We start from the raw sequence: 11346 nt of genomic DNA, 5'->3' as shown, positions 1-11346 counted from the left end.
CTTGTTATTTTTTTCCTACTTTTTTATCAATGAATTTAGGCTCAAGCTTTGAATCCAGTATTTTCTGTTCGCTGTAAAGACCTGCATAGCCTGAAAGCATGTAGGATATACCGCATGTGAGAAGATATACCGGAAGATATTTTACCCCGAAAAGCTCAGCACACAAAAATACTGCTGTTACAGGACAATTTGTAACTCCGCAGAAAAGGCATGAAAGTCCGATGGCAGCACCCAGAGAACAGTCAATACCCAGTAAAGGTGCAAGAAAACTGCCGAAAGTTGAACCTACAAAAAATGCCGGGAGAATTTCTCCGCCTTTAAATCCGGCACCAAGGGTCAGTGCGGTAAAAATCAGCTTTAAAATAAACTGATAAAACGGAGCAGGGTCGTTGAATGCACGGACAATTACTTCTCCTCCGGCACCATTGTAATCATATGTATGACAGATAAATGTCAGTACTGTTACAATCATACCTCCGATAAAAATTCTCAGATACGGATTTCTTATAAAGTATTTGTATACCCGTCCGGCATTTTTCAGTACAAAGCAGAACACTATGCTAAGAAGTCCGCACAAAACGGCTATAACCGACGCTTTTATAAATACCATACCAGTTATCTCGTCCGGCTTTATGCTGACTGCCATGGGTGCTACTCCGAAATATGAGGAGATTTTAAATCCGGTCAGTGCTGCAATAATACACGGAACTATTGCAGAATAATGCATAATGCCTACGCTTATAACCTCCATTGAGAAAAAAGCGGCAGCGGCAGGAGTACCAAAAAGTGCCGAGAATCCTGCACTCATACCGCACATTGTAATAAGCCTGTGATCCTGTTCTTTAAGCTTCAGCCACAACCCCAGCTGAGAGCCTATGCTTCCTCCTATCTGAAGAGCAGCACCTTCACGTCCGGCAGAGCCTCCGGTTAAGTGGGTAAGCACAGAACCGGTAAAAATACTGAGTGTATTTCTCCATGTCATATTTTCGCCGTCTCTTACCGCAACAAGAACCATATTTGTACCCTTGTCATGAGTAAGTTTAAGCAGCCGGTAAATTCCGACAATCAGAAGACCTGCTATAGGCAGAAGAAGTATTATAACAGGATGTTCTGTTCTTATTTTTGCTGATTCTTCCAGACATATATGAAAAGCAGCAGACACAATTCCTACTGCTGTGCCGGTTATTAATGACAGTATAATCCATTTGAAAAAACTCCCGAACGTTTCGGGCAGCCAGTCTTTTATATTCTTTAATATTCTTAAAATAATTTTTTTCATTTTTAGCTCCAGATACTAAAATAATCTACCTATAATATATGATACTCGTTTATACAGGTCTTGTCAACAGTTTCACGTTTTGAAGCTTTCTTTTCAGGAAAGCTTTATGGAGATAGTTTTACTATATAAGCAAGCTGATGAAAAAGATTTTTTGTGCATAGTGATGAAAATGCTAAAACCCCTTGACAATTGCCTGCAATAGTGATAAATTATAATTAGCACTCAGGGAGATTGAGTGCTAGCACTTAAAAATTGCAACTACCAGTGATTAAGGAGGCGCCGGATTTGAATGACAGAAAACTTAAAATTCTTGCTGCTGTCATAGATGAATATATTCTGACCGGCGAACCTGTAGGTTCAAAAACTATAGCTTCACTTCCCGACATCAACGTTTCCGCCGCAACAGTCAGAAACGATATGGCAATGCTTGAACAGCTGGGATATCTTGAACAGCCTCATACATCTGCCGGAAGAATTCCGACATTCAGCGGATACAGGCTTTATATTGAAAAGATAATGAAGCCTCATGAGCTGCCGGAAGAAGAAGTTGAACGGCTTGATCACATGCTTGAGGAAAACGGAGCGTTTACAGAGGATCTTATAATCCAGAGTGCTGCTACGGCTCTTGCAGAGCTTACACAGTGTGCGGTAGTAGCTTCCAATGAAGTACCGAAATTTTCGGTTATTTCAAAGGTGGAAGTTGTTCCTACGGGAAAAAGGCTTTATGTTATACTGCTTATCACTTCTGACGGAAGTATAAAAAATAAAGCATGCCGTCTGGAATTTGATCTTACTCATGAACAGCTTGATTTCTTTACAAATTATATAGAAGAAAATCTTCAGGGAATTTCAGTTGCAGATTTGTCCGATGAGATGCTTGACAAACTGGTTGAAGCGATGGGAACATATATGATTACTTTATCGCCTCTGGTTCAGGGTGTGTATGAGCTTTCAAGAGATCTTCTCCACAAGGAGCTTACAGTCCGGGGAGAACGGAATTTGCTTTCATGCAATGAACTGGATAAAATGGATATAGTAAGATTTATGGATAACAAGTCGGAACTTGAGAATCTTCTGAACACATCGTTCAGCGGAATTCATGTAATGTTCAGCGAAGAAAGCGACGGATTTGTAATAGGAAATTCCAGCATGATAGTTTCAAATTACCAAAAAGGTGATAAAACAGTCGGTTCGCTGGGTATAATAGGTCCTGTAAGGCTTGACTATGCCAAAATTATTCCTTATATAGAATATTTTACGAATAAAATTTCGGATTTGCTTTCCGAAAATTCAGAAAAGGACGGAAAGGAAGATGACAATGAGTGATGAAGAAAAAAACAGCCGGGAGACAGAAGAACAGCCGGTAAATAAAGACATGGATATCGACATCGAAACAGGCGAGGAGAAGTCTGATGAATCAAAGGAGAAAATAGAAGAGCTTGAAGCAAAGCTTAAGGATTCTGATGACAAATATCTGAGACTTTACGCCGAATATGACAATTACCGGAAGCGTACAGCCAAGGAAAAAATCGAAAGCTATGGAGATGCAACAAGCAAATGCGTTGCTGACATACTTCCGGTTCTTGACAGCTTTGAAAGAGCCATTGAAGCTGAATGTGCAGATGAAGCCTTTAAAAACGGCATGCAGATGATTTACAATCAGTTCAAAGAGGCACTTAAAAAGATAGGTGTCACAGAAATGGAAGCTTTAGGCAATGAATTTGATCCGAATCTTCATAATGCGATAAAGCAGGTTGAAGACGAAAACTTCGGGGAAAACACAGTATGTGAAATTTTCCAGAAGGGTTATATGTTAAATGACAGAGTAATTCGTCACGCTGTTGTGGCAGTGGCAAACTGATTATTTTAATGGTATATTAGAAAGGAAGATTTATCATGGGAAAAATTATAGGCATTGACTTGGGTACAACAAACTCATGCGTAGCAGTAATGGAAGGCGGCAGCGCCGTTGTAATTCCGAACTCCGAAGGTGCGAGAACAACTCCTTCAGTAGTTGCTTTCTCCAAGACAGGCGAAAGACTGGTAGGTCAGGTTGCAAAGCGTCAGGCAGTTACAAATCCTGAAAAGACAGTTATTTCAATCAAGAGACACATGGGTTCTGACTATAAAGTTAACATTGACGGAAAATCATATACTCCTCAGGAAATTTCAGCAATGATTTTACAGAAACTGAAATCAGACGCAGAAAGCTATCTGGGCGAACCTGTTACAGAAGCAGTTATTACTGTTCCGGCTTACTTTACAGATGCACAGAGACAGGCAACAAAGGATGCAGGTCAGATTGCAGGTCTTAATGTAAGAAGAATCATCAACGAGCCTACAGCAGCAGCTCTTTCATATGGCGTAGACAAGGAAGAAGACCAGAAGATCATGGTTTATGACCTGGGCGGCGGTACATTCGATGTTTCCATCATTGAAATGGGCGACGGCGTTACAGAAGTTCTGGCAACAGCCGGAAATAACCACTTAGGCGGTGATGACTTCGACCAGAGAATCATTGACTGGATGATATCTGAATTCAAGAAAGCTGAAGGAATCGACCTTTCAACAGATAAGATGGCTATGCAGAGACTGAAGGAAGCAGCAGAAAAATCAAAGATCGAGCTTTCTTCAACTCCTACTTCACAGATCAATCTGCCGTTTATTACAGCAGACGCATCAGGTCCTAAGCACCTTGACCTTACTCTTACACAGGCAAAATTCAACGAACTGACTTCTGACCTTGTTCAGTCCACAATGGGACCTGTAAAACAGGCACTTTCAGACAGCGGTCTGTCTGCCGGAGATCTGCATAAGGTTCTGATGGTCGGCGGTTCTTCAAGAATTCCGGCTGTTCAGGAAGCTGTTAAAAACTTCATGGGCAAGGAACCATTCAAGGGTATCAATCCTGATGAATGTGTAGCACTGGGTGCTGCATATCAGGGCGGTGTTCTCGGCGGAGATGTTAAGGAAGGTCTGCTCCTCCTTGATGTTACTCCTCTTACACTGGGTATTGAAACTGCAGGCGGTGTAAGCACTCCTATGATTGCAAGAAATACTACAATTCCTACAAAGCAGACACAGGTGTTCTCAACATACGCTGATAATCAGACAGCTGTTGATATTAACGTACTCCAGGGTGAACGTGAATTTGCAAAGGATAATAAACAGCTGGGAACATTCCGTCTGGACGGTATTGCCCCTGCACCAAGAGGAATCCCTCAGATTGAAGTTACTTTTGATATAGACGCAAACGGTATTGTTCACGTATCTGCAAAGGATAAGGGAACAGGCAAGGAACAGAATATTACTATTACTTCTTCAACAAATATGTCCAAGGAAGATATTGACAAGGCTGTCAAGGACGCTGAAATGTTTGCCGAAGAAGACAAGAAGAGAAGAGAAGAAGTTGATACAAAGAATAATGCTGAAAACTTTGCATTCCAGTGCGAAAAGGCTCTGAATGATTTCGGCGATAAGGTATCTGCTGACGAAAAGTCTTCAATTGAAGCTAAGTGCAATGCTCTTAAGGAAGCTGTAAAGGGCAATGATATTGATGATATCAAGGCTAAAAATGAAGACCTCCAGAAAGCCTTCAACGAGCTGGCAACAAAGATTTACCAGAATGCCAGCCCTGAAGAACAGGCTGCAGCACAGCAGGCAGCTCAGGCAGCCGCTGGAAGTGCGTCATCAGGTGATGACGGTGTTGTAGACGCTGATTACACAGACGCTGAATAATTATTTTTGCTTAAAAAGGGCGGATCAATAAAGTCCGCCCATAAGCTGTTTAAAATGCAGTTTCCGGGGCGTTTATATAACACACATGAATGTTTTGTCATGGGGCAAAACGGAAAGAGGTGCGGTCAGTTATGGCTGATGAAAGAGATTATTACGAGGTGCTGGGGGTTCAGAAAGGCGCATCTGACGATGACATAAAAAAAGCCTTTAAAAAGATGGCAAGAAAGTATCATCCTGACCTTCACCCTGATGATAAAGAATGTGAAGAAAAATTCAAGGAAGTCAACAAGGCTTATGAGGTTCTGTCCGATCCGGAAAAGCGTCAGCGCTATGATCAGTTCGGTCAGGCAGGCGTTGATCCTAATTTCGGCGGAGGAGGCGGCGGATTTACCGGCGGTTTCGGCGGCGGAGATATATTTGAGGATCTTTTCAGCGGTATTTTCGGCGGCGGAGGAATGAGATCATCTGCACGTTCAAATGCAAATGCTCCGAGAAGAGGACAGGATATAACCGCCAATGTAAACATAAGCTTTATGGAAGCCTGCACAGGCAAGAAGCAGGATGTTAAGATAAACAGAATGGATAAGTGCAGTGAATGCGGCGGAACTGGTGCTGCAAAGGGTTCTGCTCCGCAGACTTGCCCGGACTGTCATGGTTCAGGTACTGTAAAGGTTACTCAGAGAACTCCGTTTGGCATGATTTCTTCTGCTAAAACATGTTCACGCTGCGGCGGCAAAGGTACTGTTATTTCCAATCCATGCAGCAAGTGCAGCGGAACGGGAAGAATTAAGGTTTCAAAGACTATAAATGTTGATATTCCTGCCGGAATTGATGACGGACAGGTTTTAAGAGTCGGAGGACAGGGTGACAGCGGCTTAAACGGAGGATCAAACGGAGATCTTAATGTTGTGGTATCAGTAAGACCGCATCCGCTGTTTGTAAGAAATGGTTCGGATATTCACTGTGAAATTCCGATTACTTATACTCAGGCGGTTCTGGGTGATGAGATTACTGTTCCTACAATAGACGGCAATGTAAAATATAATATTGCTGAGGGAACTCAGACTGGTACAGTTTTCCGTCTTAAAGGAAAGGGCGTCAAGAAACTTCGCAGAAGTGACAGAGGCGACCAGTATGTTAAAGTAAATATTGAAGTTCCTAAGAATCTTACAAAGAAACAGAAGGATCTTCTCAGAGAATATGAAAGTTCAATGAGCGAAACTGAAAAGCATTATGAAAAAAGAAAGACTTTTTTTGACAAGTTTAAGGAACTTTTTAACCAATAAAATAATAAAAATTAAAGGGAGCTTTTTCAGTTGAAAGCTCCCTTAGTCTTTACGGCAATTAGTATAAATGTAAGGGGACGCTCTCTTTTGCAGAGCGTCCCCTTTATATTTTTAAATTTTCTTTGAAGCAATTTCTTCGGTAAATCTATCAAGAAGTTCTCCGGCAGTCATGGAACCCAGATCGCCGTCACGTCTTGAACGTACTGAAACTGTCTTTGATTCAACCTCATTATCTCCGGCAATAAGCATATAAGGAATTTTTTCAAGCTGAGCCTGTCTGATTTTATATCCCATTTTTTCTGCTCTGTCATCAATTGTACATCTGATGCCGGCAGCCTCAAGCTTTGCGGACAATTCTTTTACATAAGGCAGATGTCTGTCTGCAATAGGAATAAAGCGTACCTGTTCAGGAGCAAGCCACAGCGGAAATGCTCCGGCATATTTTTCTATAAGCATTGCAAGAGTTCTTTCGTAGCAGCCCAGAGAAGTTCTGTGGATTATATAAGGACGTTTTCTTGAGCCGTCAACATCAATATATTCCATACCGAATTTTTCAGCAAGCAGCATATCTATCTGAATGGTTACAATTGTATCTTCCTTGCCGTATACGTTTTTGTACTGAATATCCAGCTTCGGACCGTAGAAAGCAGCTTCATCGATACCGATTTCATAATTTACATCGAGGTCGTCAAGGATCTTTTTCATTACTGACTGTGCGTGATCCCACTGCTGTGCAGTACCCTCATATTTGTTGTTCGGGTTTGCGGGATCCCACTGAGAGAAGCGGAAAGTACATCCCTCAAGAAGTCCCAGAGTTCCCAGGAAATATTTTGCAAGCTCAAGGCAGTCTTTAAATTCCTCTTCCAGCTGTTCAGGACGGAGAATCAGATGTCCTTCAGAGATTGTAAACTGACGGACACGGATAAGACCATGCATTTCGCCGCTGTCTTCATTTCTGAAGAGAGTTGAAGTTTCGCCAAGTCTCATCGGCAGGTCACGGTAGGAACGCTGTCTGTTTAAAAATACCTGATACTGGAAAGGACATGTCATAGGACGAAGTGCAAAGCATTCCTTGGTTTCATCGTCAGGGTCACCCAGAACGAACATTCCGTCCAGATAGTGATCCCAGTGACCGGAAATTTTATAAAGCTCACGCTTTGCCATAAACGGAGTTTTCGTAAGAAGATAGCCATGTTTCTGTTCTACATCTTCAACCCATCTCTGAAGCAGCTGGATAACTCTTGCACCCTTAGGCAGAATTACCGGAAGTCCCTGACCGATATAGTCTACAGTTGTAAACAGTTCAAGCTCACGGCCGAGTTTGTTGTGGTCACGCATTTTAGCATCTTCAAGAGCTTTAAGGTGTTCTTCAAGCTGAGAAGCTTTCGGGAATGCCGTAGCATATACACGGGAAAGCATTTTGTTTTTTTCAGAACCTCTCCAGTAAGCACCAGTGCATGAAAGCAGCTTGAAAGCCTTTACCGGAGCAGTTGACATAAGATGAGGACCTGCACACAGGTCAGAAAATTCGCCCTGCTTGTAGAATGAAATAGGCTCGCCCTTGTCAGCATGCTCCTGACACAGCTCAACCTTATAGATTTCACCCTGTTCCTCCAGTGATTTTATTGCATCTTCAGGAGACATTGTATAGCATTCCAGCTGAATACCTTCCTTGACGATTTTTTTCATTTCAGCTTCGATTTTTGTCAGTTCTTCAGCAGTGAAAGGCTTTTCAAGGTCAAAATCATAGTAAAAGCCGTTGTCGATAGCCGGACCGATTGCAAGCTTTGTATTCGGATAAAGTCTTTTTACAGCCTGTGCAAGGATATGTGAAGCCGTATGCCAGAATGTTTTTTTGCCCTCGGCAGAATCAAAGGTCATGACTTCAAATTCGCAGTCACTGTCAATTACAGTTCTCAGATCCTTTACTTCACCGTTGATTTTAACACAGCATGCAGCCTTGTAAAGTCCGGCACCAATGCCCTTGATGATTTCCGCAGCACTTGCCGGGGATTCGATTTCACGGATACTTCCGTCTTTCAATGTAAGCTTTATCATTTTTATTCTCCTTAAATTTAATAATCTATTATTATTTTTCTGCACTTTTTGCAGATAAACGCGTTAATATGTGGAATCATTGCATCTGTTTTTACAGACAGAATTTCACCGCCCAGTTTTTGAGTACCTGTTTTAGTAACGGGTATCCATGTTTTTTTCATATAGGCGTCCTCAGGCAGCCACTGCATGGGACACTTTGCTCCGCTTGGCACGGGTATGATGCCTGCTTTCATTTCGTTTTTGCATTCCGGACAAATCAAAATATCACCATCCTACAAATAAAAAACCCCTCGGACGCAAAAAGTCCAAGGGGCGATAATAACCGCTGTTCCACCCTTTTTCACAGAGCCAAAACACAGCTCTGCCTCAAAAGCCGTTTTGTAACGCAAACGAAACGCCGGGGATTAGCCGGACTCAAAAGGCGGTGTATTCAAAATCTGTTACAGTTCTGCTTTCAGCCGGTGACAGAACCTCTCTGAGTAAGCTTTTGATTATGAATCTTCCTTTTTCAACGCTTTAACTTTATGATTTTATGCTAACACAATTTAATCACTTTGTCAAGCAGTTTTAAAAAAATTTTTATGAATATTTGAAAAAAACGGGAACAAACTAATATAGAAGGGAAGTGGTTTAATGGTTACGCAAAAGGAATACGACCAGATGAGCAAAAAAGCTTCACCCAATTCCAGAAGCTGGATCAATATTCCGATGGCTTTTCTGACAGGCGGACTTATCTGTACTTTAGGGGAAGTAATTCTGAATATCTTTACTCATTTCGGAGCTGACAAGGAATCAGCCGGAGCATGGGCGTCGATAATTCTTGTATTTCTCAGTGCATTTTTCACAGGACTGGGAGTTTATGAAAGGCTTGCAAAGCATGCCGGTGCCGGAACTCTTGTACCAATCACAGGATTTGCAAATGCTGTTGTATCATCTGCCATAGAGGCAAAGTCGGAAGGCTATATACTTGGTGTAGGAGCAAAAATATTTACAATTGCAGGGCCGGTTATTCTTTACGGAACGACAGCCTCTGTGATTTACGGACTTGTTTATTATTTCTTTCTGCGGTAGAGCCTTTTAAAGGCTTTGCCGTTTTTGCAGTTCAAGAAACTCTTCTGCAAGTCTTAAGGCGTCATCGTAGGTGCTGAGACCGTAACATTTTGCCCTGAAGCCTGCTGCACCGTAAAGTCCCTTCATATACCATGAAGCATGTTTTCTTGCTTCCTTCATAGCCTTTTCTTCATTTTCCTTTCCCAGCTGGCTGAGTATCAGCCGGATATGATAAAGCATTACTTCCATTCTTTCTTCAACCGACGGTGGTGAATAGGGGAGATTTTCAAAATAACTGTCAATTTCCCTGAAAATAAATGGGTTTCCGTAGGTCGCCCGTCCTATCATAACAAGGTCGCATCCCGTTTGTTCATACATAGCAAGACAGCTTTCAAGACTGTCTATATCTCCGTTTCCGATTACCGGTACTGAAACGCTTTCCCTGACCTGTTTTATTATATCCCAGTCGGCTTTACCTGAATACATCTGGTCTTTTGTTCTGCCATGCACAGCGATAGCATCAGCTCCTGCCTGTTCCATAGCCTTTGCAAATTCTGCGGCGTTTACAAGGGCTTTGTCCCACCCCTTGCGGATTTTAACGGTTACCGGAACTCCGGAAACGCTTTTTACTGCTTTCACAATTTCAGCGGCTCTTGCGGTATCTTTCATCAGTGCACTTCCGGAATTGTTGTTAACTACTTTTGGTACGGGGCAACCCATATTTATGTCTATAATATCCGGTTCATATTTCATGCAGATTTCAGCTGCCTTTTTCATAAATTCCGGATCATCCCCGAAAATCTGCAAAGCCATAGGGCGTTCGCCGTTTGTCACTGTGCAAAGCTCAGCAGTTTTTTTGTCATTATAGCAAAGTCCCTTTGCGGAAATAAGCTCGCTTACCGTATAGCATGCACCGTATTCACGGCAGAGTATTCTGTAGGATCTGTCTGCAACAGATGCCATAGGTGCGAGTGCGGCAGTTTTTTTTATTTTAACATTTCCGATTTTTAAGTATTCCATATAATTCTCCGGGTTAATCATGATTTTTAAGATTTGGATTTGTTCCGGACAGAATAAATAATCCGGAACTGCTTCTGTAAATATTGATGCAATCATTGACATATTATACAGATTATTGTATAATTATGCTTAAGGGCATACCTGAAACGGTAGGCGGTCAATCCTACTCCCGGAGGGGAGTGAAAATCAATGACATGGAATGATTTTTTTCAATTCATCATTGCATTATCAAATGTTCTTCTTGTCTATAAGGCATTCAGCAACAATGATAAAAGGAAATAGCCGCCCTCAGCTTCCAACATAAGGACGGTTATTTTTTATAATCTAACTTTATCGGGAGCGACCGTCTATCGGTATGCTCCTTTTTATTATTATACAACAACATTGAAAATATGTCAACGGTTTTTATTAATAATATTTGGTAATCAAATCAGAATACTAATAACTTTTAAGGTCGATATAAATATTGACATATTATACAGATTATTGTATAATTATGCTTAAGGGCATACCTGAAACGGTAGGCGGTTGTTACCTCCTTACGCCATAAGAAACTTGATCGTCCACGAAAGTGCAGGCGAAATAATCAGGCAGGGAGGTGATAGACATGGAATTATTTTATATAATTCTTGCTATCGTGCTTCTCGTTGCATTAGATAATGTGATTAAGAACATAAAGAAATAAACCGCCCCAGCGACCAACTGAACGGTTTATTTAACAATTCATGAGGGAGTGACCGTCTATCGGTATGCTCCTTTTTTATTATTATACAACAATATTGAAAATATGTCAACGGTTTTTATTGACAATATGTGCTAATCAAATCAGAATATTAATAATTCTTAAGGTTGATATAAATATTGACATATTATACAGATTATTGTATAATTATGCTTAAGGGCATACCTGAAACG

At 41.4% G+C, this 11346-nt stretch carries 9 protein-coding genes; 5 read left to right on the top strand and 4 right to left on the bottom strand.

Annotated elements, in window-relative coordinates:
* Window positions 1-4 precede the first annotated feature (4 nt).
* A complete protein-coding gene (locus ACI4WO_RS07580; protein ID WP_439806951.1) occupies window positions 5-1279 on the bottom strand; it encodes a chloride channel protein in 1275 nt (424 codons plus the stop codon).
* Window positions 1280-1564: 285 nt separating this feature from the next.
* Here ACI4WO_RS07580 and hrcA point away from each other — a divergent pair, with 285 nt between their 5' ends.
* The 4 genes from hrcA (at window position 1565) to dnaJ (ending at window position 6303) form a co-directional block, all read left to right on the top strand.
* Complete coding sequence (gene hrcA, locus ACI4WO_RS07575) at window positions 1565-2605, top strand: heat-inducible transcriptional repressor HrcA (protein WP_439806950.1); 1041 nt, start codon at window positions 1565-1567, stop codon at window positions 2603-2605.
* The gene (grpE, locus tag ACI4WO_RS07570; protein ID WP_439806949.1) at window positions 2598-3140 is read left to right on the top strand and encodes a nucleotide exchange factor GrpE; all 543 of its coding nucleotides are present in this window, start codon (window positions 2598-2600) and stop codon (window positions 3138-3140) included. The genes hrcA and grpE overlap by 8 nt, the downstream gene beginning before the upstream one ends.
* Window positions 3141-3175: 35 nt before the next feature.
* Window positions 3176-5017, top strand: coding sequence for a molecular chaperone DnaK (dnaK, locus tag ACI4WO_RS07565; protein ID WP_439806948.1), 1842 nt, complete (start codon window positions 3176-3178; stop codon window positions 5015-5017).
* A gap of 131 nt (window positions 5018-5148) precedes the next feature.
* Window positions 5149-6303, top strand: a complete 1155-nt coding sequence (gene dnaJ / locus ACI4WO_RS07560) for a molecular chaperone DnaJ (protein ID WP_439806947.1) — start codon at window positions 5149-5151, stop codon at window positions 6301-6303.
* A gap of 111 nt (window positions 6304-6414) precedes the next feature.
* On the opposite strand, the gene thrS is transcribed toward dnaJ, so the two are convergent.
* Entirely contained in the window at window positions 6415-8361 is a 1947-nt protein-coding gene (thrS, locus tag ACI4WO_RS07555) for a threonine--tRNA ligase (protein WP_439806946.1), read from the bottom strand.
* Window positions 8362-8378: 17 nt separating this feature from the next.
* The gene (locus tag ACI4WO_RS07550) at window positions 8379-8621 is read right to left on the bottom strand and encodes a PF20097 family protein (RefSeq protein ID WP_439806945.1); all 243 of its coding nucleotides are present in this window, start codon (window positions 8619-8621) and stop codon (window positions 8379-8381) included.
* Window positions 8622-8994: 373 nt separating this feature from the next.
* Here ACI4WO_RS07550 and spoVAC point away from each other — a divergent pair, with 373 nt between their 5' ends.
* Window positions 8995-9432 (top strand): stage V sporulation protein AC, encoded by a 438-nt coding sequence (gene spoVAC / locus ACI4WO_RS07545; RefSeq protein ID WP_439806944.1) that lies wholly within the window; start codon window positions 8995-8997, stop codon window positions 9430-9432.
* Window positions 9433-9438: 6 nt separating this feature from the next.
* Here spoVAC and dusB read toward each other — a convergent pair whose 3' ends face one another.
* A complete protein-coding gene (gene dusB, locus ACI4WO_RS07540; protein WP_439806943.1) occupies window positions 9439-10431 on the bottom strand; it encodes a tRNA dihydrouridine synthase DusB in 993 nt (330 codons plus the stop codon).
* Window positions 10432-11346: the final 915 nt, after the last annotated feature.

The sequence above is a fragment of the Porcipelethomonas sp. genome (assembly GCF_051893655.1).
Classification (GTDB): domain Bacteria; phylum Bacillota; class Clostridia; order Oscillospirales; family Ruminococcaceae; genus Porcipelethomonas.
This window is presented reverse-complemented; position numbering and strand designations above follow the sequence as displayed.